The sequence below is a fragment of the Arthrobacter sp. NPDC058127 genome, assembly GCF_042884555.1.
Lineage (GTDB): Bacteria > Actinomycetota > Actinomycetes > Actinomycetales > Micrococcaceae > Arthrobacter.
Genome location: NZ_JBHVTT010000003.1, coordinates 37,954 through 62,976 on the forward strand (window position 1 = coordinate 37,954; position 25,023 = coordinate 62,976).

Below are 25,023 nucleotides of genomic sequence, written 5' to 3' on the forward strand. Positions count from 1 at the left end.
TGCACAAATTGCTATGTACCCCCTAGCGAAGACTGACAGTTCTTGGCAGTTTGACTAGGCCTGAATAGGCGGATTGCCTACGTTCCGAACAGTGACTACGGTCACGTCCATGGACTCATCTCTTCCCGTCGTGGCCGCAGCCGACGCCGCGCCCCTGTCCCCCGGACAGCTCAGGGAGCTCTATTCCCTGATGGCTGCCGTTCGATACCTCGATACCTCGGCCGTCGCCTGGCAGCGCCAGGGAATCATCCCGGGCTACGCCCCCGAACTCGGCCAGGAAGCCGCCCAGGTCGGCAGCGCCTACGCCCTCGACACTGCGCGCGACTTCGCCTTTCCGACGTACCGCGAGATGGGCGTCGCCCGGACCATGGGCGTGGACATGGTGGCGTACATGTCCACCCACAAGGCAACGTGGCACGGCGGAATGTACGATCCCTTGGCAAGCCGTCTCGCTCCCATCCAGGCCGTCGTGGCAGGCTCGGTACTTCATGCCGTCGGCTGGGCCCATGGCCAGACCCTGAGCGGTGGGCACGGAGTGGCCCTCAGCTACTTCGGCGACGGCGCTTCCTCCCAAGGCGATGTCCATGAGGCCATGAACTTTGCCGCCGTGATGAAAGCACCTGTCGTCTTCTTCATCCAGAACAATGGCTGGGCGATTTCCGTGCCCACCGAGCGGCAAGTGGCTGGCGGCTCGGTAGCTGCACGAGCCGCGGGCTACGGAATCCCCGGCATTCAGGTGGACGGCAACGATGTGGTCGCCGTCTATGAGGCCACCCGCAACGCCTTCGCCCACTGCCGCGGCGGGAACGGTCCGGTTGTGGTTGAGGCCATGACTTACCGCCGCGGACCGCATTCCACCGCCGACGACCCCGGGCGCTACCGGAGCCTCGACGACGAGCGCATCGACGCCGGCGAGGACCCACTGGAACGCCTCCGCAAACGTTTGCTGGCCGAAGGCGTGGCCGACGAGGCATTCTTCACGGCCGCCAACCAGGAAGCCCTGGCAGAAGAAGAAGCCATCCGCACCGGAATCGAAGCCCTCGGGCCCCGGCCCGGCAACGAAATGTTCGATTTCGTCTTCCAGGAAACCACCCCCGCCCTTGAAACCCAGGCCATCCGTTGGCGCGAGGAGTCCGAACATGTCTGAGAGCACCACCGCCACCCTCGAAGCCAGGGCAGCGACAGAAAACCAGTCCGTCAAGCTTTCCATGCAGCAGGCACTCAACCGCGCGTTGGACGAGATCCTCTCGAACGATCCCAAAACGGTGGTCTTCGGCGAGGACTGCGGCCGATTGGGTGGAGTCTTCCGTATCACCGACGGGTTGCAGGCCAAGCACGGAGAACCCCGGGTCTTTGACACGCCGCTCGCGGAATCGGGCATCCTGGGCATGTCCGTGGGTCTGGCCATGGCCGGTTTCCACCCCATTCCAGAAGTACAGTTCGATGGCTTCGCTTATCCCGCCATCAACCAGATCGTCTGCCAGATCGCCCGGATGAACTACCGCAGCCGCGGCACCTTGCCGATGCCGATCACGCTCCGGGTGCCCAGCTTCGGCGGCATCCGCGCCCCCGAACACCACGGCGAAAGCCTCGAGGCACTCTTCGCGCACGTTCCGGGACTCAAGGTTGTTTCGCCGTCGGACCCGCACGATGCCTACCACCTGCTCAAGTACACGGCCTCGCGGCCGGACCCGGTGATCTTCATGGAACCGAAGTCCCGCTACTGGCAAAAGGGCGATGTCGACACAGCCGACGGCGGTACCCTCACCGGCGCCCGCGTTGTCCGGCCGGGCCGCCACCTGACCCTCGTAGCCTGGGGTGCAATGGTTGCCCGGTGCCTGCAGGTTGCCGAACTCGCCGCGGAGGACGGAATCGACGTCGAGGTCCTCGATCTGCGCTGGCTCAAGCCGATCGACGCCGAAGCACTGGCGACTTCCGTCGGAAAGACGCGGCGCACCGTCGTCGTACATGAGGCTCCGCTGACCTCCGGGTTGGGGGCCGAAGTGGCCCAGCTGATCACGCAAAGCTGCTTCGACACGCTCAAGGCGCCCGTCGAACGGGTCACCGGCTTCGATGTGCCGTACCCCTCCGGCGACCTGGAGGACGAATACATTCCGAACATTGACCGCATCCTCCTGGGGATCCAACGAGTACTGGAGTATCGACGTGGCTGAAATCAGCTTCCCCCTGCCCGATCTTGGCGAAGGCCTCATCGAAGCGACCGTGCTGGACTGGCTCGTCTCCCCCGGCGACCAGGTGGAACGGAACCAGCCGCTCGTGGAGCTGGAGACGAGCAAATCCGCCCTCGAGTTGCCGAGCCCGCAGGCGGGTAAAGTGATCCGTATCCACGGCGCGCCGGGCGAGACCATCAACGTCGGTGAGCCGCTGGTGGTGTTCGAGGTGCCGGACAATACTGCCGGCATCGTGGGCACCGTTCCCAAGGATGACGCACCGAAGCGCCGGGTCCGCCTGAGCGCTGTACTTGATGAGGACTGACACCATGAGCGGCAGGCACACGGAAGAGCACATCCACACTGTGGAAGGAACAGATCCGCATCTTTTCGTGGAAGTCCATGAGCCCGCCGAAGGCACCGATGCGGGTCTGCGCCCGGTCCTGCTGCTGCACGGTTTCTCCTCGTCCACCAAACTCAATTGGGGCGACACAGGCTGGATTTCCACCCTCAAGTCCGCCGGCAGGCGTGTCATCACCGTGGACCTTCCAGGGCACGGCCAGAGCAGTTCCCCCGAGGACCTCGACTCCTACTCCCCGAGCCGGATCCGCGCGGACCTGCTCCAGATAGTCGCCGACGCCGGTGCGCGCCCCGTGCGCGCCGGTGACCCTACCAGCGGGCTCGACGTCATCGGCTATTCCTTGGGTTCCCGGCTTGCCTGGGAATTCGGGGCAACCCAGCCCGAACTCGTGCACCGGCTGGTGTTGGGCGGCCCGAACAAGGAGGACCCCTTGGCGTCCTTCGATCTCGCGGCAGCCCAGCGCTACCTTGCGGACGGCACACCCATCGAAGACGAGTCCACCGCAGGGTTGCTCAAGATGGCACAACTCTTGCCGAGCAACGATCTTTTTGCGCTCTTGTCGCTCATCGAAGCCATCAAGGGCGAACCCTTCGATCCTGCCGAAGCCGTGCCCCACATGCCGATGCTCCTGGTGGCCGGCGACAAGGACGAGCGCGCCGTCACCATGCCGGAGCTCGCTTCGATCGCTTCCCACGCCGGAGGCATGGTCGAACAACTGCTCGTACCGGGGCGGAACCACAGCAACGCCGTGACGAGCCGGGTTTTCAAGGACGCCGCGGTGGCGTTCCTCGGCGTCTAGGGGGGTGGCGGAGCGGTTGATAGTGGCGGAGCGGCTGCCTTAGCCGGCCAGCCGCTCCGCATTGAGCGTCATGCGCTCGAGCACGCTGACGGCCATGGCGTATTCGTCGATACCGATACCCATCGAGAGATCCCGGCGCGAGTCTTCAACGAGCCGTTGGGCTTCCGTTTGTTTTGCGTGGCCCAGTTCGCTGAGGCTGAGGCGATCATCCACCATGATGATCATTCCGCGGCCTACGAGCGCGGCGAGTTCGTTTTCGCGACGCCGTGTGTCGCCGCCCCAGAATGGGTTGAGTATTCCGTCAAGTTCCTCGGGGTTGAGGGGTGTCTCGGCCAGGACGTTGAGGGTCTGCCATTGCCTCCGGCTGAGTTTCAACCTCGCCAACGTGCTGTCCAGATGCGCCTCCAATGCGGCATCCAAGCGTTTGGTCCAGTAACCGATGGGCTTGTTCACATGGCCCATCGTGGCAGCGCGGAGCGGTCCCGGCAAGAAAGGTAGGCTTGATTCAGCGCTGGATGACGTGGAAGTGGGACGAATGGGCATGCGCTTCAAGGACCGTGCGGACGCCGGACGCCGCGTGGCAGCAGGGCTTCCGCAGCTCCGGCAACGGCCGGACACCATCTTGTTGGGCCTCGCCCGCGGTGGGGTCCCTGTGGCGGCCACTGCCGCCGTCGAGCTCCTCCAGCCATACGGCGCCATCCTGGTGCGCAAACTCGGCATCCCTGGGCGTGAAGAAACAGCGTTCGGCGCCTTGGCTTGGTCCAATGGCAGGATCGTCCGCATCCTCAACCGGCCCCTCGGCGAACGAATGCTGCGGCACGGAATCACCCAGGCTTCGCTCGACGCTGTGGAGGTACGCGAGCGGGGAGAACTCCTGCGGCGAGTGAAGACCTACCCCGGTATCAACTTCGACCTCAAGGGCAAGACTGTGGTTCTTGTCGACGACGGACTCGCCACGGGCGCAACTATGCGCGCCGCCGTCGAGGCCGTACGCGCGGGCGGGGCGGCGACTGTGGTGGCGGCCGTCCCCGTGTCATCCCTTGAAGCCCAAGCGTCCATCAGCCGGGTGTGCGATTTCATGATGTGCCTGCACACGCCAGGCAAGTTCCACGCCGTGGGCGCGTTCTACGAGCACTTCGAGCAATTGACCGACGACGACGCGGTGCGGCTTTTGGAGCAGGCGGGGTAATTCGCAAATTTGCCGGAGGGTTGCGGTTGTTCCAGCCATACGTGAGCGAGCGTCGGAGAATTTCCGGCCATACGTGAGCGAGCGTCGGAGTGCGAACGACGACGGCGATAGCTCGCCGTCGTCGTCGTACGCGCCGTGGCGAGTTCAGTCCTTCCGCTCCAAGAACTCCCGCACCCGGGCACGGGCCGGCTCGCGGTCGTAGCTGTTCACGAGGGCGGCTGCCATGCGGACAGGGTCACCGAAGAAGAAGTACTCATACAGGGCCTGGCGCCCGGCGAACGCGGAAATGCTGGCATCGAAAGCGAGCTTGAAGAGGCGCACGCGCTCCGGCCCGGTCAACGTTTTCGCCTGCAGGTATAGCTCGATGTCCGGCAACGCGTCACTCGCCACGTCCGCTTCGCCTGGCAGCGCCATGAGGCCCGACGCCGAGAACTTCCGGATAATGGCGGGGAACCGCTGGGCAACCTTGGGGTACCAGTTGCGAGCCGCATTCAGGGTGGGCCAATGCGGCAAGAACACGCCATCCGGGCTTCGAGCTGCCTGGGCTTCGGCGGCCACCATGAGCGCCTTACCGATTTCGACGGTCTCGATCAGCTCCGCGAGGTCCTCCTGGATGTGTTGGAATCCGTCAATCCCGATCGATGCCGCGATCTCCGAGGCCAGGCCGAGGAAGAACTCGCTCTTCGCGATGGTCCTCGTGACCACCTGGTGGGTCATGAGGGCGCCGGCACCGGTCTCGGAGTAGAAGGCGTTGCACAGTTCAGGATGCCCGAGCATGAAGATGCGCTCGTTCGGCACGAACACGTGGTCGAAAACGACGACGGCGTCCATCTCCTCGAAGCGGCTCGCGAGCGGCTCGTCGTGGGTGCCTCCGCCGTTGTAGAGCGAGGTCCGGCACAGGTAACGCATGCCCGGCGCATCGTTCGGGAGGGCGAACGCGTAAGAGTAGGGAGCATCTTCCGGCGTCGAGCGCAGGAGCGTCGAAGGGAACACGAGAAGCTCGTCGGCGATCGGTGCGATCGTGGCGAGCATACGCGCGCCGTGGACCACGATGCCGTCTTCCCGCTCCTCGACGACCCTCGCGGAGAGCTGCCCGCCGAGCTGTTCGGAACCTGACACCGAACGGTTGACTTGCGGCGGGATCAGCGTGTGCGTTGCAAGGAGATCGTTCTCGCGGCAACGCTCGTAGTATTTGCGGATGTTTTCGCCGAACATCGGATCGGCCTGGGCAAACCATTTTTCTGCGGCCGCGAGCGCCGTGAGGGCGCCGTTCATGTAGTCACCCGTCCGGCCCAGGAACCCAAGGGAGTACTCCGCCCAGGTGCGGATCGCTGCATGCCGATGTTCGAGGTCTTCCTTGCTGCGCGGCACGAGGAACGAGGCACTCACCCGGTCACCTGTCGTCGGGGACTCGTAGGTGAGGGCGTCCGCATACTTCGGGTCATGCTGCATGTCGAAGAGCTTCGCGTACGTGCGGGCCACGTTCCTGAAGGACGGGTGGTCGGCGATCTTCTCGGTGACCATTTCGCCGTCGATCAGGACGTGGGGGTTCATCGAGTTGAGCTTGTCCAGGTACTGCTGTCCGGTCCGGATTCCCATGGTTGTCTCCAATGATGGTTGAGCTGAAACGGCATACGGATGCGGCGTCGACGGGCGCCGGCAACTACAGAAGATCCTCCATTCCCAATTGGCTTTCCGGGATAGTGGTGAAAGAGCTGTTGGCGAACGCGAGCGCGTCGCCGCTGCGGTAGTTGAAGTCCGCCACTTCACCCAGGTAGAGGGTGTGGTCTCCGCCGTCGTAAGCCGCCCAGGGCGTACATTCGAAATAGGCGAGGACGTTGGATAGCCGGGGCGCCGTGTCGCCTTCTACCCAAAGGGGCTCGGGCCCGGGTCGGCCCGCGAAATGCAGGGCGAGTTGCTTCTGTTCGGCGCCCAGGATATTGACGCTGAAGGGGCGCCCGGCCAGCTCATCGTGGGCTTTGGCGTTGCGGGCGATGCTGACCAGGACCAGCGGCGGTTCCATGGATACGGCGGTAAAGGAGTTGACGGTGATACCGTGCCGCTTGGTGGCGCCGTCGAACGTCACGATGGCGACACCTGTGGCGAAGCGGCCCAGGCTGCCGCGGAAATGATGTGCCCGCGGCCGCGAAGTGCGGCTCAAGGGACCGGGCTCCGCATTGTGGCTGGACTTGGCAATCATCGTTGATTCCTGGCTGGCGATTGTTCTATATGTGAATTTGTTCTATATTTGAACAACAAATTCTCATACAGAACCATAGTCTCTTGTGAGTGACAGCACAAGACGGCGGGCCGGTCGCGTTAGGCCCCAACATAGGATGGAGCGCATGATGTCTCCCAGCGCCGCGAAAAGTCTGCAGGGCACGACCGCGACGGTCTCGCCGTCGCAGACCCTCTCCCGCGGAATCCAGGCCCTCGAAATCCTGGCGGCAGCCGAGGCCCCGTTGACCATTGCAGAACTCGCCGGCGCCCTGCGCGTTCATCGCTCGGTGGCCTACCGGATCCTTCGCACGCTGGAGGATCATTCCCTGCTGGTGCGCGACGACGCCGGCCGCGTTCAGCCCGGTCCCGGCCTTGCGGTGCTGGCCCGGGGTGTCTCCCGCGACCTCCAGACGGCCGCCCTCCCGGAACTGACCCAGCTTGCCAACGCCCTGAACATGACGGCATTCGTAGCGGTCTGGGATCATCAGGACTGCGTCACGCTGGTCACTGTCGAGCCCCGCCACTCAGCCGCGACCCTGGCACAGCATCCCGGCACACGCCACCCTGTGAATACCGGGGCGCCTGGAATCGCGATCCAATCCACCATGAGCGAAGAGGAATGGTCCGCCCGCGCTCCGGGCCTGCCCTATCGACCGGAAGCGGCAGAAGCGCGCCGGCTCGGCTACGCCGCGAGCCACGACGAAGTCATCGCCGGCTTGTCATCCTTGGCCGCCCCGATCCGGGTGCCGGGCGGGCGGCCCGCCGCGATCGCCGTCGTCTACATCCGCCGCGAACAGGATCAGGCCGCCGTCGGCGAAGCACTGGCGGCGAGCGCGGCCCGGATAGAGTCCCAACTGGCGTAAGGCCCCGCCCCCTGGACCCCTGAGCCTTCACCCTTTGATGCGTGCGTTCGTCCGGTTTCTTCCAACGCTCGCTCACTTATAGGGCCAAACCCGGGAACCATCTCGCAGATGATCTGAGCGAGGGTTCCCAAAAAATGGCCCATAAATGAGCGAGCGTCGTTATGGTTGCGTGCTTGGCCTTCGCCGGAGGACCAGCCCGGCAACGATGCCGAGCACCAGAAGCGCACCCGAAGCGGACGTGGACACCACAAATGCGGCGCCGGGTCCTTGGGTCTGGGCCAACTGGCCGGCAAGGTAGGCGCCCAGCGCCGTACCTGCCACGATGCCGCTCGCCAGGGCCGTCATGACCGTCGCCATCCGGCCGGCCGGTGCCACGACTCCCCCGATACTGAAGACCGTCACCATGACGGGTCCCACGGGAATTCCGAGCACCAACAGAACGACGGCCATCGGCCAGATCCCGGCGGGAAGGAACAACAGGAGGGAGAACGCCGTCATCGCGGCCGCGGCGAGCACCCAACGGATGGTCAGTCCGAAGCGCTGCGGCCAATAGGCAACAGACAGCGCAGCGACGGCGGAGCTCAGGCCCATGACGGAATACATCAGCCCCGCAATTTCCGCCGTGGCGAACTGGGCGGAGAAAGCGCTCAACGCATTCTGGGTTGCACCAAAGAATGTTCCCATGCAGACCATGGCCAGCACCGGAACGGCGACCTTTAGCCAGGCCAATGAACGGACCCTTGACTGCTGCTCTGCAGGGACGCTCCCGACGGCGGTGCGCGCCTTGCGCTTTGCCGGCACCACAGCCAATTGTGAGGGATGGACGGCGAAGGCCGGCACGAGGGTGGCCGTAAGGACCGCCGCCAATGCGAGCGGAAGCCAAGGCGCTACGAGGCTCGCCAGAATGCCGACCAGCGCCGGACCGAGGACGAAAGTGATCTCGTCCGCGGTTCCCTCGTAGGACAAAGCGGTGTCGAGGTCTGCGCGGCTGGATGCCACGCTTCCAGAAGCGGCGGCATTGGCCCCGGTTCCGGGGATCGAATTCCGGGTGTTCAGGCTCCTAGTGGTCAGTGCCATCCAACGGACACGGGCCATGGGCCCCACCTGCGGGCAACTCGCCCCGGCGAGGAACGCTGTCACCAATATGGCAATCGCGTCCGTGGGGGTGTTGAAATCTGGCGTCAGGTACGCCGCAACGAGCAATGCGATGACTGTCATGGCGTTGACAGCAGCGGCTACGAGCAGAACCGGGCGCTGGCCTGAGCGGTCGGCGAGCGAGCCGAGCACCGGCGCGCCCAAGGCCGATCCGATTCCGACTGCTCCGGCAGCCAGGCCGCCGATAGCGTAAGAATGACTGACGGCCGTGACCAGCGTGAGGGTGCCGACGGTCAGCATGGCAAGGGGCAGCCTCGCAAAGAGTCCCAGCGGGAGGAAGCTCCGGCCAGCGAGCTCGGGCAAGCGGGCGAAGCGCCCAAGTAGACGCGAGGGACGGGGCTCCGCCGACGGGGACTGGGCCGACGGTGGCGCAGAAGGAAATTCAGGGTGAGGCTTAAGTGCGGTGTTCGCCGCGGGGTTCTGTGGGGAGGAGCTCATGATTCCGGGCTCGCTGAATGGTGCGCATCGTCCCTCCTCCCGATGCGCGCGACCCGGTGTAACCCTCCAAGTCTACCGGACGGCTGCGCCTGCTCCAGCGGGCCGCATACACGAGCCCGCAGCCTGAACCGGTGTCTAGGCTGCCGCGGCGTCGACGATTCGCACGGTGGAACCGTTCCGGTTTTTGATCACTTGCAGCTGGCTGCTGATCCTCTGTTTCATCTCCGCAACGTGGCTGACCAGTCCGACGACCCTGCCGCCGTCGCGCAGTCCCTCCAGTGCATCCATGACCTGCTCAAGGGATTGCTCGTCAAGGCTCCCGAAACCCTCATCCACGAACAAGGTTTCGATGTCTACACCGCCGGCCTCCTGTTGGACCACATCCGCGAGCCCCAGGGCCAACGCGAGCGAAGCCATGAACGACTCCCCTCCGGACAGGGTTGCGGTGTCCCGCCGCTGGCCTGTCCACTCATCCACGACTTCCAGTCCCAGACCGGATTTGGCGCCCCGGGCAGCCTTGGCGTCCGTGTGCTGCAGGGTGTATCGGCCATCGCTCATGGCGATAAGCCGCTCCGACGCCGCCGCCGCGACCTGTTCGAGGCGGGCAGCGAGGACATAGCTGTTGAGGCTCATCTTGTAGCCGTTATCGCCTGCTCCCCTGGCGGTTTCAGCGAGCTCGTTGAGTACCCGGGCGCGTTCACGGGGGCCGCGCCCGGATGCCGCAGCGTCTTCGTACTGTGAGCGGATCGCCGCCAGGCTGGTCATCGTCCTGGCAGCGAGTCCCGCAGCTAGATCCAGCCGGCGGGCCGTTTCTTCCGTTTGTCCGGCCTCCTGTTCCAGGGCGGCGAGCTCGACGGCGGTCAGGGGCACCTCGCCGATCTGCGCTTCCTTGGCAGCGAGCACGAGTTCCTCGGACTCGAAGAGCTCCGCGAGTCGGGCGCTCTCGGTCTCCGCGGCCCTGATGGTTTCATCGAGCCTCGCGGCGTGCTGCTCGTCGAGGATTTCGAGCCGCGCGGCCTCTGCGGTGTCGAATCCGTTCGCCGACAGGGCGGTTTCCAAGGCTGTGGAAGCATCATCCGAAGCCTCCCGGGCACGTTCCAACTGCACTCCCGCGGCCACAGCGGACTGCAGGACCTCGCGTTGCCCGGTCAATGCCTCAATCCGCTCGCGCAGTGTGTCGAAGCCATCACGAAGGCCGCGAAGCAAGGTCTCCAGGGACTCGCGTTGTTCATCGAGCAGGACCATGGTGGACGCAGCCTGCGCCGCGGCGGTGTCCTCCTGGACTTGCTCTTCCTCCAAGCGGGCAATGCGCTCCGCCGCGCGTGCAAGGTCGGTCTTGCCCCGTTTGAGCCCGTCGACGGCGGAACGTGCCGAGGCCAAGGCGTCTCTGGCTACGGCCTCCGCCGAAGCGGCTTCCTTCGGATCGATGTCTCCGCCTTGGGCGGCGAGCACGGCAACTTCCTGCTCGGCGGACGCGAGCTCGGCCGCAGCCTGCAAGAGTTCGTGCTCGCTCTCGTCATAGCGTTCATGGGCGGATTGCTCTTCCTCGGCAAGGGCCAAGGCGGTTAGCCCGGCTGGCGCCGGAGACGGGTGTTCGGAGCTTCCGCAGACGGGGCATGCTTCGCCGTCGTGCAGCTTTGCGGCGAGTTCGGCGGCGGCATTGGCCAGCCGGGATTCGCGGAGATCCAGCCAGAGTTGCCGGAGGTCCTGGGAGAGGGCCCGGGCCAACGCGTGGCGCTTCACTGCCGCGGACTGGGAATCAAGGGCGGTTGTGTAACGGGCTACGGTTTTGACCGTGTTCTGCGCTGCTGCAGCTTCGCTTTCGCGGAGGGGCAGCTCCACAGCGGCCGCTTCCAGCGGGACCAACTCGCCTTCCAAGGCAGCCGCCTCCGCGCGAAGACCGGCCAATGCGGCGGACCGCGCTGCTTTGGCCGACTCCCGTTGTCCTGCCGCCAGCTCAAGCGCGTCAAGCCTGGCAGTGATGTCCTCGAGCTTCTGTTCGTCCCCGACACGGGCCTCCACAATGGCCATCGTTTCTTGAATCCTGGCCAGGGACGCTCCGGGGTCGCTTGCGCCCAGAGAGGCGGCAAGAAGCTTCGCCGTCGCCGACTCCGCCTTCGCGCCCGCGAGGTCTAAGGCCTTCGCGGCGCGGTCGACGGCGTTGAGCTGTCCGCCGAGGACGGCGGCTTTGCGGTGGCGTCCAAGCCGCTCGCGGAATTCCTGCACTTCAGCCGCACGTGTGGCGAGGACTTCGCGCCGGCGCGTGGCGGCGTCGAGCTTCGCGTGCCGTTGAACCCGTTCCCGGGCGGAGCTGAGTTTGTCTGCCAGCTGAAGCCGGACGGCATCGGCAGAGATTGCAGCTTGCTGCCGCTCCAAAGATTCGGCCCGGGCCCGGGCCTCGAGGGTCCCTAGCCGGAGTTCGGGCGTGGACTCGTTGGATCCTGCGTCATCGAGACCCGGATCGCTGGCTTCTTCGATGCCCAGTTGCGCGTACTCTGACTCCGCCCGCTGCACGAGAAGCTGAAGTCCGTGCTGGTTGTCCTGCACTTTTGCTCGCGCGGCGTTTGCCTGGAGTACCAACTGCTGCTCGATCGCTTCAAAACGCTGGGTTCCGAAGAGTTTCTGCAGGAGATCCAGCCGGTCGGAAGCCTTGGAACGCAGGAAAGCCGCGAAGTCTCCCTGCGGGAGCATGACCACCCTGGTGAACTGTTCCCGGTCCATGCCCAGGACGTCACCGATTTCCATGCCGGCTTCGTCGTTGCGGGAAGTCTTTTCTTCCCACAAACCATTGACCCGTTCGCGCAGTAGCGTTTTGGCCTGCTGCGTGGTGAATCCCTTGCGTCCACGGGCGCTTGGCCGGTCCCATGCCGGGGAGCGGGTGACCTCGAAGCGCCTGCCGCGCGCCGAGAATTCGCAGACCACCCGGGGCTCCGCAGCCGGTTCCGCGTGGTCGCTCCGCAGGCGTTTGCCGTCCTGGCGGGCGCCCGGCACCGAGCCATACAAGGCAAAGCAGATAGCGTCGAGCACGCTCGTCTTTCCCGCGCCGGTGGCGCCATTCAAGAGGAACAGGCCCTGTGCACCCAGCTGGTCGAAATCGATTGACTGAAGCCCGGCAAACGGACCGAAAGCCTCAATTTCAAGGCGGTGGATTCTCACAGCTCTGCTCCTTCCAGCCGGACCGATTCCAGGGCTTCACGAAGGGCGGAAAGTTCAGTGTCGTCAGCGGGCCTCCCGCGCACATGGTCGAGGAAGCCGCAGCAAACACCAAGATCGTCCTCTGCCTCTGCAAGCCTGCTGCTGTAACTGGCTTTGACCTTTCCCGCGGCGTCTTCAGGGTCAAAACCCAGCACCAGCGTGTCCGGGAAACGGGCACGGAGCTGTTCCATAGCCTGCGCCGGCCGCGAGGAGTCCGTGAGGGTGACTTGGCAATACGCAGTCTCGGCCCAGGAATATTCCTCCGATTCCAAAAGCTCAGCGAGCTTCCCCCGGAGAATGGCCAGCTCCCGTGGAGCTCTCCATAGAACTTCCTCGACGCTCTCAACACCGTTGACGCCGACATCAATCAGCCATGCACCCTTCCGATGCTTGGCCTCCGAGAACGAGTACGCCAGCGGCGAACCTGAATAGCGGACGTGCTCCGAAAGTTCCTGTCGCCCGTGCAGATGTCCGAGGGCCGTGTAGCCGAAGCCGTCGAAGAGATCCAGGGGCACTGCCCCCAAACCGCCGATGCTCAAATCGCGTTCGCTGTCCGAGGTGATGCCGCCGCTCGCGAAGGTATGTGCCAGCACAACCGAGTGCACCGGCCCTGCTTCGCTTCTCCGGGCAATGTCCTCACGGATGAGCTGGACCGCGGCCTGCGTGACGTCAAAGTGGCTCGGTGTTTGGGTACCGAGCCGTTCGGCGACAAGCCGCGGTTCAAGGTACGGAATCCCATAGACGGCAAGCACGGGCGCACCCGGCTGAGCCGCGCCGTCCTCGCCATCCAGCGGAAACAGGACAGGGGAATCGAGATCCTCTACCCGGGTCCGCAAATGGACTCCCCCGCGCTCCAGCAGGCGTGAGGCGAAACCAAGGCGGATCGCGGAATCGTGGTTGCCGCTTGTCAGGACCACCTTGGCTCCGGCATCCGTGATCCGCACGAGGGCGTCGTCGAGAAGCTTCACGACATCCAGGCCGGGCAGCGCACGGTCGTAGACGTCCCCGGCAATCAAGACGACGTCCACCGACTGTTCCCGAACGACTGCCAGCAATTGCTCGATGAAATTGCGCTGGGCGTCAAGCATCCCGACGCCATGGAACGAGCGTCCCAGATGCCAATCCGAAGTGTGCAAAAGCCTCATGTTTTCAAGCTAACTGGAGGCACCGACATTATTGGCGCGGCGCGGCGGCACCGGCCGTAACATGGGCTTCCGGGCAGCTGAATTCCTGCGTCAGTCCCGCTTGCCGTCGAAGAATTCACGGGCGGGGTCGCCGTTGGGCTTCGCTTCGACGGGCGTCGCGGCGGGCGCAGCAGCCGGCGTGGAAACTTCGGCCGCACTTTCCGGGGCAGCAGCTTCAGCGTCGTCGTCGGACTTTTCGTCCCAGCCGTCGGCCGGCAACGGTTCTTCGACCTCAGGCACGGCCGCCGGAGCGGTTTCGCCGAAGCCGCGGAAGATGAGGCCTGCGATCGCCGCGCCCACCACAGGCGCGACCCAGAAGAGCCAGAGCTGCCCAAGGCCCGAACCCGAACCGAACACTGCCGACGCGGTGGCACGGGCCGGGTTGAACGCAAGGTTGCCGATCGGCTGGCCTAGCTGCAGGAGCACAGCGAAGGTCAGGCCGACGGCGAAGGGTGCGGCAGCTTTGAGGGGATTGCGCCGGCCCGTGGCCCCGAGGAAGATTCCTACGAGCAATGCGGCACCCAGGATTTCCATGAGCAATACGCCGGATAGGGGGACTTGGGAGCTCGAATGCGCATCGAACCCCGAGGCCGCCGCATCAAAGTAGGTGCGGCTGTCGGTGACTCCGGGCACTGTCCGGACTACGGCGAACACAGTAAGGGCACCGAGCAACCCACCGACAATCTGCGCGCCAAGATACGCGGCACCGTCAACGGGCTTGGTGCGACCAGCAATAACATGACCAACCGTAACGGCCGGGTTGAAGTGTCCGCCCGACAGGTAACCGAAAGCAAGCATGGCGGCCGTGACGGCTAGGCCACTTGCGAGCGGCGCCGGCACCGCATTCGTCTGGGACGTCGTGAAAATGAACACGCCCAAGCCAATAACCACAAGGAACAGCGTCCCCAGAGCTTCAGCGGACGCCCGGGCTAGGAGCCGGGATCCGCGGGAGGAGGGAGCGGACACAGTTGTGGTCATGTCGAGGGATTCCTTTGTTCGAAGTTCGGGTGGTCTGTTGCGGAGGCGAGCACTCCTGGTACGGCAAGAAGCCCTGCAGCGGACCGCACTCTTGCCCCGCAGCATCCTGTCAGCCGAGTCTGGACGCTTCCTGAATCCGAGCCTAGCCGCCCAACGCGATTGCGGCGACCGCAGCGCAGGCGAGCGCGATGATGGACAGGGCGCTCGCAAGCATCAAGATAGCCGACGCTTCCTCCGCGCCATGGTGCAACTGATGAGACCTGACCCAGACAACGCAGCCCAGGACGATCGTCGCAGCGGCGGCCGTCAAGGCGCAGATTCCCTGATAATCGAGCCCCGGTATCCCGGTGGGCAGTTGCCCCGCGCCGGACTTGGCCGTCAACCACCGGCGCCAGATGAAGAGGTCCACCACGAGAAGCGAAATCAGGGTCCGCCGCCAAGCCAGCGTGGTGCGCTCCGGTTGCAGCCCCCGATCCCTGGCTTCAATGCTCAACGCGCCACCAGGATCAGCACGGCAAAGGTGAACGCTGCCACGGCAACCACGATCGTCATCAGCAGCATGACCCGTGAGAACGGCAGGGCTTCGTCGTTGCGCATGGCCGCCTCCATCTGCGCCCACCGGCGGTAGGCAAGCGTCGCGAGGCCGGCGCCGATCATGGAAAGCACGACGCACAAGACAATGCGCACGGGCTGCGGCGCGATGTTCGGGGCGAGCTGATCGATAGCGACGGCACCAGCCAGCAGCGCCAAGGAAGTACGGATCCAGGCGAGGAAGGTGCGCTCATTCGCGAGCGAGAATCTGTAGTCCGGGGTCTTTCCGGTTTTCCGCCACGCGGGTTCACGCATCATGCCTCCTGGTTCACGAGCCACCGTATCAGCGGGCAGGTGAAGGCCGGCGATGCAGCCACGGTAAATTACCACTATGACTGCTGAACCGTCCCCCTCCACCATGCCGTCCTTCGAGTCCCGGGTTCACGGCTGCCTGCTGGGAGGCGCCTTGGGTGATTCGCTCGGCTACGCCGTGGAGTTCGACGACGTAGCCACCATCCGTTCCCGCTTCGGCGCCGCGGGCCTCACCTCTTTTGGCCAGCTCGACGGCGGCAGCCACTTTTCGGACGACACCCAGATGACGCTGTACACCGTTGACGGCCTCGTGGAAGCCCTCGAGTGGGCCAACGACGGCGTAGCAGCTGATGAAACGGCGTGCCTGTGGCTCGCGTACCTGCGATGGCTCGCTACGCAGGGTGTGGCGTTGCCTGCGTCTGCTCCCGCTCCCCAGCCGCGGTGGATCGACAGCCAGGAGGTACTCCGGCACCGCAGGCATCCGGGCAAAGCGTGCCTGAGCGGGCTCGCTACGGGCCAGATGGGGACCAAGTTCCGGCCCGTCAATCCGGAATCCAAAGGCTGCGGCACGGTCATGCGGTCCGCTCCGTTTGGCCTTGTCCCGCATATTTCCGAGGCCGCAGTCTACAAGCTGAGCACGGATGCCGCGTCTTTGACCCACGGACACCCTTCGGCGCGGCAAAGCGCGGGTGCCTTCAGCGTGCTCGTGCACAAGGTGACCGCGGGCTCGGATGTGCGGACTGCGGCTGAGCATGCCTTGAGCGTGGTGTCAGCACTGCCGGATCCAGATCCCGAGCTCCTAGGGCGCCTCCGGGAGGCGCTGGAACTGTCTTCCACCGGCACGCTGCTCAGCCCGGAAGAACTCACCGCGCAACTAGGCGAGGGCTGGGTCGCGGAGGAGGCACTCGCCGTCGGGCTCTACGCGGTGCTGGCAACCGCGGCAGAAGCTCAGCGCGATCCGGCCGCCCATTTCCGCCAGGCCATAGCGCTGGCGCTGAACCACAGCGGTGACAGCGACTCCACCGCGTCGATCGCCGGCAATATCCTCGGGGCACTCCATGGGGAAGAGGCACTGCCCTCGGACTGGCTTGAAGCCCTTGAAGCCCCTGAGGTCATCCGCGGGATGGCGCAACGGCTCATCGCCGTCACGGTGGGCTAAGAGCCAAACGGTTCAAAGCCTGCGAAGCGCAATGTTGTTGCACGCTTCGCAGACGTCCTCGGGGATGAGGCCGTGCCTCTGCAGGAACCCGAAAATGGCGCAGCCCAGGCAGAATCCCACAAACGATTCGAGGGACGCCGCGACGATCAGCAAGGCGAGCAGGATCCAGGCACCTGAAGCGAAACCGGCGAAGAACAGGACCACGGCCGCGGTGCTGAGCACCGCGCCGATTCCCTGCGCGAAACGCTTGGGCGGTCCCGGGACAAGTTTGGCAGGACCCACCCTGGGTGCCAGGACTTTGACGGATAGCAAGGCGAACGGCGAGATCCTCGGCCCGAACAACACCCGCAGCCAGAAGCCGGCGGCGATCAACACGAGTCCCCAGCCGAGGCCGCTCACGAGGGTGGCCACTGCCGCAACAACCACCAGGCCGGCCGTGATCCTCGCGGCGTACTCATTGACCGGATTGGGGAAAGCGAAGACGGCGCGCCATCCAGTGGGTGCGGGAGCTGCGGTCAACCCTGCAGTGCCGGCCTGTTTTCCCTGTGTCATGGCTCAAGGCTAGGAGCGCCGCGACACAACGGGAAGCTTTGTTGCTCCGTGTGAAATTCGACGTGGCTAGCGTCCGCCGACCATCTGCAGGAACTCCCCCTCGGACAGCACCTCGATCTGCTGGCCGCGGCTGTGCAACTCCAGGACCCTTTTGGCTTTGCCGGTGAGGCGACCGTTCCGGAGATCGCCGGCTACAAAGCCGTCGCCCACCACGAGGACCGTGGTCCTCCCCGTCACGCGGCTCTCCGGACGCGCACCCATCTCCGCTGCCCGCTGTTTCGCTTCCGGCCGGGCAATCGCAAGCTCACCTGTGAAGACGACGGTCTGCCCGAACAGGGGGTGGCCCGGTTCCGCTGCAGGGTTGGGCTCCGGATTGGTGCCTTCTTCAGGCCAATTGCTCCAGGCGCGTCCAAGCTGGCCGGCGCCATTCCCGACGCCGGACCGGCCGGCGACCGCGTCGCGCACTCCACCGACGCCCGCGAGCGCAGCGAGCGTTTGTTTGGACAGTCCGTCTCCTGGCTGGAAGGCCTGCTGTTTGGGAATGGCCAGGCCGAGGGACAAGTACAGCTCGGCGATGCTGTTGGCGTTGTTCCTCTGCGCGATGTCCACCAGGATTCCGGCGCAGGCCCGGGCGTCCTCCGCGGCGTCGTGATGGTTCACGAGGGGCACGCCCGCCTCCTCTGCCGCGTAGGGCAAGGAATTGGATACCAAGGAGTAGCAGCGCCGGGATAACATCACCGTGCAGACGTACTCGTATGCGGGGCCAGGCAGGCCGGAAACTTCGAGTCCGGAACGGATGACGCCCAGATCGAACGCCGCATTGTGGGCGGCAAGGATGTCTCCGCCGATGAAAGCCCCGATTTCAGGGAAGAGTTCGCCAAAGCGTGGAGCGCCGGCGACGTCCTCGGCGCGAATGCCGTGGATCCGCGTGTTGTGGTACTCGAAGTGGTCGTGGTTTTCCGGCGGCCGCATGAGCCATGAAGCTTCCTCCACCACGACCCCGCCGCGGACCTTGCTCAGCCCGACCGAGCACGGAGAACCCCTGAAGCCGTTCGCAGTTTCAAAGTCGATCGCCGTAAAGTCCAATGCCACTGGTCAAGGTTACAGGTGGACTGGTGAAGTGCGTGCTTCCCGGGGACCGGCGGGGTAGCCGCCACGGCGGCTGGCCGCGATGATTGCGAGTGCTGCCGCCGTCGGGACGGCTGCAGCTAACGGCACCCACAGGGCGCCGACAGTAGTCAGGGCCAGGGCGCCATACCCCGCGCCGACGGCGATGCCCAGTTGAATGGTGACCACCGTCAAGCCGTTCGCGGCGTCCCTGTGTTCTCCGCCGGCGCGAAGGATTGCTGCCTGGTTGTAGATTCCGATGGCCCCGAAGGCGGTACCCCACAGGGTCACCAGGACGAGTTCGCCTACCCAGGTGCCGCCAAGTAGCGGCAAGAGGCCGAAGGCGAGCACCAGCAGGGCGACAGCGGAAAGCAGGGAGCGCCGCGGATACGAATCGGCAGTGAGACCCGCGATCCAGATCCCCACGAGGCTGGCGGCCCCCACCACGGACAGGGAAATGCTCGTGAAGGCATCCGGCAGGCCGGAGACGTGCAGGAACGGCGCGATGTAGGTGAAGAGGGTGAAGTGACCCAAAAGCAAGAGCGGCCAGGCTGTGGCCACCGCGATCACGCCAGGCAGCTTCAGTGCTCCGCGAAGAGTCGGTGTCGTATTGCTGTCCTCGTCGTGAGCGGAGGGGAGCACCCAAACGGCCAGCAACGCGAGAACCGCACCGACTCCGGCCAGGATAAGGAAGGAAACCCGCCATGTAAGCACCGAGCCCATGAGCGTGCCGATCGGAGCGCCCACAGCCAGCGCGATGCTGTTGCCGCTGAAGACCACGGCCATTGCTTTTCCGACGGAGTGCGACGGAACGATCCTGGCAACGTAGGGGGCCATGCTTGACCACAGCATCCCGTGGGCCACACCCCCGAGGAGCCTCGCGGCAACTGCGAAGCCCAGGCTCGGGCTGGAAGCCAACAGCACGTTGCTTAGGGCGAACGCGAGCACCGTGCCGATCAACAACCCCTTGCGCGGGACCCGTCCGCCGAGCAGCCTCGACAAGGGAAGCGCTGTAAACACGATGACTGCTGCATAGGCGGCCGTCAGGGAACCCACTGCCGCCTCATCTACTCCCAGGTCCCGGCTGATCTGTGGAAGTAGTCCGGACGGGAGGAGTTCGGTGGTAACGGCAGTGAAACCTGCCGCGGCGAGGATCAGAAGACCTCCCCACGGGAACACCGGGGCTGGCCCGGCGGCGACCTTCGCCGGTGTCCTGGATATGGCTACGTCTCGCTTCAACAGTTCTTCCTCGCCACTCATGTTCAGTTAGGTGCGGACGCAGAAGTTTTCGTCTCTTCTGCCCATGTCCACCACGCTACCCACGTCCGGCGAAAGGTGGCAGTGTCTGTCAGACACCCCCAGCGGATGACTCAAGGGCCCGACGGCGGATGTCCCGTACCCTTGAAGGGTGACCCTTTCTGCGATGAACGACTTTGCCGTATCCGCTTTGGGGGGTGCAGGGCAGGTGCAGCCGCATATGTCCGCGCTCCTCCCCGACTGGTTGAACCCCCAGATCTTCCTGGCCGACCCCGCCTTGGCACCATGGGTAGTCCTGCTCGTGTGCGGCATTGTGTTCGCCGAGACGGGACTCTTGGTGGGCTTCTTCCTGCCCGGCGATTCGATGCTCTTCACCGCAGGGCTGCTGGTCGCCACGGATACCATCAAGTTCAATATCTGGGCACTCGCCGCCCTCATCGTCGTGTCTGCGATCATCGGCAACCAGAGCGGCTACCTCATTGGTTCCAAAGCCGGACCCGCGATCTTCAACAAGCCTGATTCCAAGCTGTTCAAACGGGAGAACGTCGAGAGCGCACACGCCTTCTTCGAAAAACATGGCGGCAAGGCCCTGATCCTGGCCCGCTTTGTTCCGATCATCCGCACCTTCGTCCCGGTGATCGTCGGCGTCGCGCAGATGGACAAGCGCAAGTTCTTCATTTTCAACGTTATCGGGGCCGTGCTCTGGGGTGGCGGCGTCACCCTGCTCGGCTACCTTCTCGGAAACAAGGTTCCGTGGGTCCGGGACAACCTCGACATCATCTTCGTGGTCATCGTCCTGCTCTCGGTGATCCCCGTCGCCGTCGAGGTCATCCGCGGCCTCCTGGCCAAGCGCAAGGCCACGGACCGTGGAACTGAACCAGTCGAAGAGTTCATCGACGGACACGAAGCCGGAAAGCACGGCGAGCGCTAAGCCCACTGGCTTATAGAAGAGGCACCCCGCAGTTCGCCTGCGGGGTGCCTCTCTCGTTAATACCTACAGGAGTTTTATCGCAGGGCGTCCACGATAGCCGGTAGCAGAGCCCTGAACGCCTTGCCGCGGTGGCTGATGGCGTTCTTCTCCTCGGAACTCAGCTCCGCGCAACTGCGGTCCAGCCCCTGCGGCTGGAGTACGGGGTCATAACCGAATCCACCCGCGCCGCGGGGTTCACGCAAAAGAGTGCCTTCCAGCTGGCCGTACTCGACCACCTCGCGCGCCCCGCCGTCGACGGCGGCCGGTACAGCGAGTGCCGCCGCGCAGACAAACGCTGCTCCCCGGTGTGCGTCGGGGACGTCCGAGAGCTGCGCCAGCAGGAGCTGGAGGTTGGCGGCGTCGTCACCGTGCCGGCCGGACCAGCGGGCCGAGAAGATACCCGGAGCCCCACCCAGGACGTCCACGGCCAGTCCCGAGTCATCGGCGATCGCTACCATTCCCGTGGCTTCAGCCACGGCCCGTGCCTTGAGCAGCGAATTCTCGGCAAACGTCACGCCGGTCTCGGCAACATCGGGAGCGCCGGCCGCGGCCGCGTCAATCACTTGGGTATCGACGTCGAGTCCTGGTACCTGCCCCCTGAGCAGTTCCCTGAGTTCGCGCAGTTTTCCTTTGTTGTGGGTAGCGAGAACGAGCCGCGGCGTCGTTGCCCCGCTCACGGAGCCTCGGCCAGGGTCTCGCGCTGGATTGCCGCCAACTCGCCCGTGCCGATGAGGGCGAGGTCCAGCAAGGCATTCAGTTCATCGCGGTCGAAGGGGGCTCCCTCCGCGGTGCCCTGGACTTCCACGAACTTCCCGGAGCCCGTGACCACCACGTTCATGTCGGTTTCTGCGCGAACGTCCTCGACGTAGGGCAGGTCCAGCATCGGGATGCCGTCGATGATTCCCACGGAGACGGCAGCGATCGTGTCGATCAGCGGCTGTGCGTTCTTGGCGATCATCTTGTTCTCGCGGGCGAAGCGAATCGCTTCTGCGAGCGCTACGTAGGCGCCTGTGATCGCGGCGGTGCGGGTGCCGCCGTCGGCCTGCAGGACGTCGCAGTCCAGCACGATCGTGTTCTCGCCCAGGGCCTTGGTGTCGATAATGGAACGCAGCGAGCGGCCGATCAGGCGCGAAATTTCGTGGGTGCGTCCGCCGATCCTGCCTTTGACCGACTCACGGTCGGAACGGGTGTTCGTGGCCCGCGGCAGCATGGCGTACTCGGCCGTGACCCAGCCCCGGCCTTCGCCTTTGAGCCAACGCGGAACGCCCTCGGTCAGGGAAGCCGTGCACAGCACCCGGGTGTTGCCGAATTCGATCAGGGCCGAACCTTCGGCCTGCTTGGACCAGCCGCGGGTGATGCTGATGGGACGGAGTTGATCGGGCGTGCGGCCGTCGGCACGGATGACGGGGACAGATGTGGCTTCGGAAGTCATACTGCAAGCTTAGCGATCCGGTGGCCCACGCCGGACTACTCAGTTGGACTGCGGGTTCAAACGGTGTAGTGGACTCCGGCAACCGCGACGGCGACATCGCCGGCAAACTCGGGCCGCGCCTCTGCCATGACTTTGGTCTGCGATGTCCACACAGGGATGTGAGTCAGCAGGAGGCGTCGGGCTCCGGCGGCTGTCGCCGCCTGGCCCGCGCGCTTGCCGGTCAAGTGCACATCCTTGATGTCGTCGTCGCGCCCTTCTTCAAAGGCGGCCTCGCACAGGAAGAGATCGGCATTCCGGGCAGCATCCTCTAGGCCTTGGCACGAGTCGGTGTCTCCCGAGTACGTCAGGATGCGGCTCACCGCTTTGCCTTCTTTGTCCGGCTCGGTGACCTCCACGCGCAAGGCGTAGGCCTCTTCCACAGGGTGGTTCACGGCAAACGGCGTCACGGTGAACGGTCCGAGCTGCACGGATTGGCGTTCGCTCCAGTTGCTGAAGTCGAATTCCTCGTGCATTCCCGGGTCCAGATCGAGCCCATAGGCGGTGGCCATGCGGTCGGCGGTCGCGGCCGGCCCCCAGACGGGGATCCTGTCCCGCCCCCAGCCGCCCGGCTTCCAGCGTACGGCCACGTGCAGTCCGCAAAGGTCCATGCAATGATCCGGGTGCAAGTGGGTCAGGAAGATGGCGTCGATGTCTTCGAGGTCCGTGTAGCGCTGTATGGCCCCGAGGGCGCCGCTGCCGAGGTCCATGACGATCTTCCACTGGCGCTCACCGTCGTGCGCGGTCAGTAGATAGCACGACGCCGGCGACCCGGGACCGGGGAAGGAACCTGTGCAGCCAACAATGGTCAGTTTCATTGGATGCGGCCCCCGCGGGCCGCGCCGAAGTCGTTCACGGTGAAGGCTGCAGGGTCAACGAAATTGGACGTCCTCGCATGATGGCCGCCTGCGCGGGCGGCCTCCAACATTTCCGGGGTGATGCGGGCGAGGCTTCCGGTCGGGTATTGGGCGGCCACATGGTCCACGTGGCGCACGGACAGGACCTCCGGGCCGAGGAAACGGCGCGCCAGGGTTTCAAACTGCACGGCGTCGCCGGTGGCCATGAAGTCGTGCCGGGGCAAGCCGGCATCGGTCCGCTGGATCCCGTGGGTGGCCAAGGCGCGGTAAACGTCTTTGGCGGTCTCTTCGGCGCTCGACACAAGAGTGACGTCGTCCCCCATGACGTAGGAGATCACGCCAGTGAGCAAGGGATAGTGCGTGCAGCCCAGCACCACGGTGTCCACGCCGGCATCCCTGAGCGGTTCCAGGTATTCGTGGGCCGCTGCCAGCAGCTCGGGGCCGGTCGTAATGCCGGCCTCCACGAAGCTCACGAATTCAGGGCAGGCTACCGAGGTGATGCTGAGGTCCGGGGCTGCGGCAAAGGTGTCCTCGTAAGCGCGGGACCCCACGGTGGCCGATGTCCCGATCACGCCGATCCTGCCGGATCTCGTCGCTGCCACCGCCCGGCGGACTGCGGGTTGGATGACCTCGATGACGGGGATCCCGTAGCGGGCCGTGTAGCGTTCGCGGGCATCGCGCAAGACTGCGGCCGAGGCTGAGTTGCAGGCGATGGTCAGGAGTTTCACGCCGGAGTCCACGAGCTCGTCCATGACGCCGAGGGCATTGGCCCGGACTTCGGCGATGGGGAGCGGCCCGTACGGTCCGTTGGCCGTGTCCCCCACGTAGATGATCGACTCATGGGGCAATTGGTCGATGATGGACCGTGCCACGGTCAGTCCACCGACTCCGGAATCGAAGACCCCGATGGGGCGTGATCCCAGCAAGGGGTTGTGTGCGTGGTTGTTCAGTGTTTCCGGTTTGCGCTGTGACTCGGGCTTGCGTTGTGACTCCGGCGCCGCCGCGGCGCTCTCCCCACCCGATACCGGGTCCGATGCTGAGTTCATGATTCTTAGAGAATAAGCCAAGGCATGTGCTGCAGCCACGACATGTGGCGGGGGCCTCGTGTCTGTTTTGTCACACGGACGGCCACAAGCCCCGGCAATTCCACTCAGGGTTTCCGGTCCATCGAGGCCATCATGGCCTGGACCAACGATTCCTGAAGCCAGGTGGTGAAGTTGTAGACGAGCGCCAGGTAGCTCTCTACGTCTTCGGCCTGCGACCAGTCCTGCATGGCGTGCACATGGTCGGCATCTTCTTCGTCGCGGATATCGAGGCGCTCCGCCAGCACCAAACGAACATCGTTGAGGGCCATGGACCAGAGCTTCGCCTCCTCGCGGGTGAGGACGAGCTCGTTTCGGTCCAGGCCCATCGCGGCCGCCCGAAGCGCGCCGATTTTCCCTTCCCGCAGCGAGCGCTCGGTGAGCTGGCGGAACTCCAGGGACGCGGCGTCGTCGTTCTTCATGACGTTCGGCAAGAGCCGCAAAAGGGCGCGATCGGACGGTTCCTTGACGTTCATGTCCAGGCCGATCAAGGCCGTCAGGGGATCTTCGTTCCTCGACAGCTCTGGTTCCAGCATCGAAATGACATCGTCCAGGAGTCCGCGCAGGAGTTCGCGCTCGGCGGGCTCAAGATAGCCGGTAATGCCTTTGAGTCCGTATTTGAAAGCCTTAGCCACGTGCGCCGCCCTTGCGTCCCCGGCCGTCGCCGCTGCTTGCCTTTTCAACCGTTGCCCACAGACCGTAGCCGTGCATGGCAACCGCGTGCTGCTCCACCTGTTCCTTGCCACCGTACGCCACGATGGAACGGCCCTTCTTGTGGACCTCAAGCATGAGTTTGTTTGATTTGGCCTCGGAATAGCCGAAGTAGCTCTGGAACACGTAGCTCACGTAGCTCATGAGATTGACGGGATCGTTCCAGACTACGAGGTTCCAAGGGATGTCAGCAGCGCTGAGGAGGTCGGTGGACGACTGCTCCGAGATGTCCGTCCTTTCCTCTCCCTTTAAGCCTGCGTCTGTCACTGTGTTGGTGCCCGTACAGGTGGCTATAGAGGTGCCGGGGGCTGTGCCGGGGCCGACGGTAGTGGTCATCTGTCCATTCTAATGGCGTTGTCTGGGCGAGCTAATGACGGTGGACCTGCGAGACGTGGGAGCCGGTGGGTGGGCCCACACCGGCGAGGGCCCCGCGTTGAGCGGAGCGAGACGTGGGAGCCGGTGGG

Annotated in this window: 26 protein-coding genes; 8 read left to right on the plus strand and 18 right to left on the minus strand. The window is 64.9% G+C overall.

Annotated elements, in window-relative coordinates; all coding sequences use genetic code 11:
• The first annotated feature begins 109 nt into the window (after positions 1 to 109).
• The 4 genes from ACFVTG_RS06335 to ACFVTG_RS06350 are packed head-to-tail and all read left to right on the plus strand — an operon-like array spanning position 110 to position 3,331.
• The gene (locus ACFVTG_RS06335; RefSeq protein ID WP_390278989.1) at positions 110 to 1,147 is read left to right on the plus strand and encodes a thiamine pyrophosphate-dependent dehydrogenase E1 component subunit alpha; all 1,038 of its coding nucleotides are present in this window, start codon (positions 110 to 112) and stop codon (positions 1,145 to 1,147) included.
• Positions 1,140 to 2,174, plus strand: a complete 1,035-nt coding sequence (locus ACFVTG_RS06340) for an alpha-ketoacid dehydrogenase subunit beta (protein ID WP_390278991.1) — start codon at positions 1,140 to 1,142, stop codon at positions 2,172 to 2,174. The genes ACFVTG_RS06335 and ACFVTG_RS06340 overlap by 8 nt, the downstream gene beginning before the upstream one ends.
• The gene (locus ACFVTG_RS06345; protein ID WP_234747729.1) at positions 2,167 to 2,496 is read left to right on the plus strand and encodes a biotin/lipoyl-containing protein; all 330 of its coding nucleotides are present in this window, start codon (positions 2,167 to 2,169) and stop codon (positions 2,494 to 2,496) included. The genes ACFVTG_RS06340 and ACFVTG_RS06345 overlap by 8 nt, the downstream gene beginning before the upstream one ends.
• A gap of 4 nt (positions 2,497 to 2,500) precedes the next feature.
• Positions 2,501 to 3,331 (plus strand): alpha/beta fold hydrolase, encoded by an 831-nt coding sequence (locus tag ACFVTG_RS06350; protein ID WP_390278993.1) that lies wholly within the window; start codon positions 2,501 to 2,503, stop codon positions 3,329 to 3,331.
• Positions 3,332 to 3,370: 39 nt separating this feature from the next.
• Here ACFVTG_RS06350 and ACFVTG_RS06355 read toward each other — a convergent pair whose 3' ends face one another.
• Positions 3,371 to 3,784: a MarR family transcriptional regulator gene (locus tag ACFVTG_RS06355; RefSeq protein WP_390278995.1), complete on the minus strand. Its 414-nt coding sequence runs from the start codon at positions 3,782 to 3,784 to the stop codon at positions 3,371 to 3,373.
• A gap of 82 nt (positions 3,785 to 3,866) precedes the next feature.
• Here ACFVTG_RS06355 and ACFVTG_RS06360 point away from each other — a divergent pair, with 82 nt between their 5' ends.
• Positions 3,867 to 4,520 carry a phosphoribosyltransferase gene (locus tag ACFVTG_RS06360; protein WP_390279335.1) on the plus strand — a complete coding sequence of 218 codons (654 nt, stop codon included), beginning with the start codon at positions 3,867 to 3,869 and terminating at the stop codon, positions 4,518 to 4,520.
• Positions 4,521 to 4,664: 144 nt separating this feature from the next.
• Here ACFVTG_RS06360 and hpaB read toward each other — a convergent pair whose 3' ends face one another.
• Positions 4,665 to 6,119 carry a 4-hydroxyphenylacetate 3-monooxygenase, oxygenase component gene (hpaB, locus tag ACFVTG_RS06365; protein WP_390278997.1) on the minus strand — a complete coding sequence of 485 codons (1,455 nt, stop codon included), beginning with the start codon at positions 6,117 to 6,119 and terminating at the stop codon, positions 4,665 to 4,667.
• Between the two features lie 64 nt (positions 6,120 to 6,183).
• Positions 6,184 to 6,720 (minus strand): flavin reductase family protein, encoded by a 537-nt coding sequence (locus ACFVTG_RS06370; protein WP_390278999.1) that lies wholly within the window; start codon positions 6,718 to 6,720, stop codon positions 6,184 to 6,186.
• A 148-nt stretch (positions 6,721 to 6,868) separates the two neighbouring features.
• Between ACFVTG_RS06370 and ACFVTG_RS06375 the strand changes: the two genes are divergently transcribed.
• Positions 6,869 to 7,603: an IclR family transcriptional regulator gene (locus tag ACFVTG_RS06375; RefSeq protein WP_284751326.1), complete on the plus strand. Its 735-nt coding sequence runs from the start codon at positions 6,869 to 6,871 to the stop codon at positions 7,601 to 7,603.
• Positions 7,604 to 7,762: 159 nt separating this feature from the next.
• Here ACFVTG_RS06375 and ACFVTG_RS06380 read toward each other — a convergent pair whose 3' ends face one another.
• The 6 genes from ACFVTG_RS06380 to ACFVTG_RS06405 form a co-directional block, all read right to left on the minus strand.
• Entirely contained in the window at positions 7,763 to 9,061 is a 1,299-nt protein-coding gene (locus ACFVTG_RS06380) for an MFS transporter (RefSeq protein ID WP_390279001.1), read from the minus strand.
• 270 nt (positions 9,062 to 9,331) lie between these two features.
• The gene (locus ACFVTG_RS06385) at positions 9,332 to 12,352 is read right to left on the minus strand and encodes an AAA family ATPase (RefSeq protein WP_390279003.1); all 3,021 of its coding nucleotides are present in this window, start codon (positions 12,350 to 12,352) and stop codon (positions 9,332 to 9,334) included.
• The gene (locus ACFVTG_RS06390; protein WP_284751191.1) at positions 12,349 to 13,536 is read right to left on the minus strand and encodes an exonuclease SbcCD subunit D; all 1,188 of its coding nucleotides are present in this window, start codon (positions 13,534 to 13,536) and stop codon (positions 12,349 to 12,351) included. The genes ACFVTG_RS06385 and ACFVTG_RS06390 overlap by 4 nt, the downstream gene beginning before the upstream one ends.
• Before the next feature lie 90 nt (positions 13,537 to 13,626).
• Entirely contained in the window at positions 13,627 to 14,553 is a 927-nt protein-coding gene (locus ACFVTG_RS06395) for an MIP/aquaporin family protein (RefSeq protein ID WP_390279005.1), read from the minus strand.
• Between the two features lie 142 nt (positions 14,554 to 14,695).
• Positions 14,696 to 15,046 (minus strand): DUF202 domain-containing protein, encoded by a 351-nt coding sequence (locus ACFVTG_RS06400; RefSeq protein ID WP_390279007.1) that lies wholly within the window; start codon positions 15,044 to 15,046, stop codon positions 14,696 to 14,698.
• Positions 15,043 to 15,402: a YidH family protein gene (locus ACFVTG_RS06405; RefSeq protein ID WP_284751194.1), complete on the minus strand. Its 360-nt coding sequence runs from the start codon at positions 15,400 to 15,402 to the stop codon at positions 15,043 to 15,045. Before ACFVTG_RS06405 ends, ACFVTG_RS06400 begins: the two co-directional genes overlap by 4 nt.
• Positions 15,403 to 15,475: 73 nt before the next feature.
• Here ACFVTG_RS06405 and ACFVTG_RS06410 point away from each other — a divergent pair, with 73 nt between their 5' ends.
• Complete coding sequence (locus tag ACFVTG_RS06410) at positions 15,476 to 16,555, plus strand: ADP-ribosylglycohydrolase family protein (protein WP_390279009.1); 1,080 nt, start codon at positions 15,476 to 15,478, stop codon at positions 16,553 to 16,555.
• Positions 16,556 to 16,567: 12 nt separating this feature from the next.
• Here ACFVTG_RS06410 and ACFVTG_RS06415 read toward each other — a convergent pair whose 3' ends face one another.
• The 3 genes from ACFVTG_RS06415 to ACFVTG_RS06425 all read right to left on the minus strand — a co-directional run bounded on the left by ACFVTG_RS06415 (position 16,568) and on the right by ACFVTG_RS06425 (position 19,435).
• Positions 16,568 to 17,107: a DUF4395 domain-containing protein gene (locus ACFVTG_RS06415; RefSeq protein WP_284751196.1), complete on the minus strand. Its 540-nt coding sequence runs from the start codon at positions 17,105 to 17,107 to the stop codon at positions 16,568 to 16,570.
• A 66-nt stretch (positions 17,108 to 17,173) separates the two neighbouring features.
• Positions 17,174 to 18,199: an exonuclease domain-containing protein gene (locus ACFVTG_RS06420; RefSeq protein ID WP_390279011.1), complete on the minus strand. Its 1,026-nt coding sequence runs from the start codon at positions 18,197 to 18,199 to the stop codon at positions 17,174 to 17,176.
• A gap of 9 nt (positions 18,200 to 18,208) precedes the next feature.
• Complete coding sequence (locus ACFVTG_RS06425) at positions 18,209 to 19,435, minus strand: MFS transporter (protein WP_390279337.1); 1,227 nt, start codon at positions 19,433 to 19,435, stop codon at positions 18,209 to 18,211.
• Between the two features lie 202 nt (positions 19,436 to 19,637).
• On the opposite strand from ACFVTG_RS06425, the gene ACFVTG_RS06430 reads away from it, so the two are divergent.
• On the plus strand, positions 19,638 to 20,402 hold the full coding sequence (locus ACFVTG_RS06430; protein ID WP_390279339.1) for a VTT domain-containing protein: 765 nt from the start codon (positions 19,638 to 19,640) through the stop codon (positions 20,400 to 20,402).
• A gap of 74 nt (positions 20,403 to 20,476) precedes the next feature.
• Here ACFVTG_RS06430 and rdgB read toward each other — a convergent pair whose 3' ends face one another.
• From rdgB to clpS, 6 genes are all read right to left on the minus strand, one after another.
• Complete coding sequence (rdgB, locus tag ACFVTG_RS06435; RefSeq protein WP_284751199.1) at positions 20,477 to 21,118, minus strand: RdgB/HAM1 family non-canonical purine NTP pyrophosphatase; 642 nt, start codon at positions 21,116 to 21,118, stop codon at positions 20,477 to 20,479.
• Positions 21,115 to 21,873, minus strand: coding sequence for a ribonuclease PH (gene rph, locus ACFVTG_RS06440; protein ID WP_078108499.1), 759 nt, complete (start codon positions 21,871 to 21,873; stop codon positions 21,115 to 21,117). The genes rdgB and rph overlap by 4 nt, the downstream gene beginning before the upstream one ends.
• 56 nt (positions 21,874 to 21,929) lie before the next feature.
• Positions 21,930 to 22,727, minus strand: a complete 798-nt coding sequence (locus ACFVTG_RS06445) for an MBL fold metallo-hydrolase (RefSeq protein ID WP_284751200.1) — start codon at positions 22,725 to 22,727, stop codon at positions 21,930 to 21,932.
• Complete coding sequence (gene murI, locus ACFVTG_RS06450) at positions 22,724 to 23,812, minus strand: glutamate racemase (protein WP_390279014.1); 1,089 nt, start codon at positions 23,810 to 23,812, stop codon at positions 22,724 to 22,726. The genes ACFVTG_RS06445 and murI overlap by 4 nt, the downstream gene beginning before the upstream one ends.
• 104 nt (positions 23,813 to 23,916) lie before the next feature.
• Positions 23,917 to 24,483 (minus strand): DUF2017 domain-containing protein, encoded by a 567-nt coding sequence (locus ACFVTG_RS06455; protein ID WP_284751202.1) that lies wholly within the window; start codon positions 24,481 to 24,483, stop codon positions 23,917 to 23,919.
• Positions 24,476 to 24,895, minus strand: coding sequence for an ATP-dependent Clp protease adapter ClpS (gene clpS, locus ACFVTG_RS06460; RefSeq protein WP_284751203.1), 420 nt, complete (start codon positions 24,893 to 24,895; stop codon positions 24,476 to 24,478). The genes ACFVTG_RS06455 and clpS overlap by 8 nt, the downstream gene beginning before the upstream one ends.
• Between the last annotated feature and the right edge of the window lie 128 nt (positions 24,896 to 25,023).

What these genes read in the sequence shown, in the direction of transcription:
- ACFVTG_RS06335 (WP_390278989.1), top strand. Translation starts at nt 110, where the DNA reads ATGGACTCATCTCTTCCCGTCGTGGCCGCAGCCGACGCCGCGCCCCTG.
- ACFVTG_RS06340 (WP_390278991.1), top strand. Translation starts at nt 1,140, where the DNA reads ATGTCTGAGAGCACCACCGCCACCCTCGAAGCCAGGGCAGCGACAGAA.
- ACFVTG_RS06350 (WP_390278993.1), top strand. Translation starts at nt 2,501, where the DNA reads ATGAGCGGCAGGCACACGGAAGAGCACATCCACACTGTGGAAGGAACA.
- ACFVTG_RS06360 (WP_390279335.1), top strand. Translation starts at nt 3,867, where the DNA reads ATGGGCATGCGCTTCAAGGACCGTGCGGACGCCGGACGCCGCGTGGCA.
- hpaB (WP_390278997.1), bottom strand. Translation starts at nt 6,119, where the DNA reads ATGGGAATCCGGACCGGACAGCAGTACCTGGACAAGCTCAACTCGATG.
- ACFVTG_RS06370 (WP_390278999.1), bottom strand. Translation starts at nt 6,720, where the DNA reads ATGATTGCCAAGTCCAGCCACAATGCGGAGCCCGGTCCCTTGAGCCGC.
- ACFVTG_RS06375 (WP_284751326.1), top strand. Translation starts at nt 6,869, where the DNA reads ATGTCTCCCAGCGCCGCGAAAAGTCTGCAGGGCACGACCGCGACGGTC.
- ACFVTG_RS06390 (WP_284751191.1), bottom strand. Translation starts at nt 13,536, where the DNA reads ATGAGGCTTTTGCACACTTCGGATTGGCATCTGGGACGCTCGTTCCAT.
- ACFVTG_RS06395 (WP_390279005.1), bottom strand. Translation starts at nt 14,553, where the DNA reads ATGACCACAACTGTGTCCGCTCCCTCCTCCCGCGGATCCCGGCTCCTA.
- ACFVTG_RS06405 (WP_284751194.1), bottom strand. Translation starts at nt 15,402, where the DNA reads ATGATGCGTGAACCCGCGTGGCGGAAAACCGGAAAGACCCCGGACTAC.
- ACFVTG_RS06410 (WP_390279009.1), top strand. Translation starts at nt 15,476, where the DNA reads ATGACTGCTGAACCGTCCCCCTCCACCATGCCGTCCTTCGAGTCCCGG.
- ACFVTG_RS06415 (WP_284751196.1), bottom strand. Translation starts at nt 17,107, where the DNA reads ATGACACAGGGAAAACAGGCCGGCACTGCAGGGTTGACCGCAGCTCCC.
- ACFVTG_RS06430 (WP_390279339.1), top strand. Translation starts at nt 19,638, where the DNA reads ATGAACGACTTTGCCGTATCCGCTTTGGGGGGTGCAGGGCAGGTGCAG.
- rph (WP_078108499.1), bottom strand. Translation starts at nt 21,873, where the DNA reads ATGACTTCCGAAGCCACATCTGTCCCCGTCATCCGTGCCGACGGCCGC.
- ACFVTG_RS06445 (WP_284751200.1), bottom strand. Translation starts at nt 22,727, where the DNA reads ATGAAACTGACCATTGTTGGCTGCACAGGTTCCTTCCCCGGTCCCGGG.
- murI (WP_390279014.1), bottom strand. Translation starts at nt 23,812, where the DNA reads ATGAACTCAGCATCGGACCCGGTATCGGGTGGGGAGAGCGCCGCGGCG.
- clpS (WP_284751203.1), bottom strand. Translation starts at nt 24,895, where the DNA reads ATGACCACTACCGTCGGCCCCGGCACAGCCCCCGGCACCTCTATAGCC.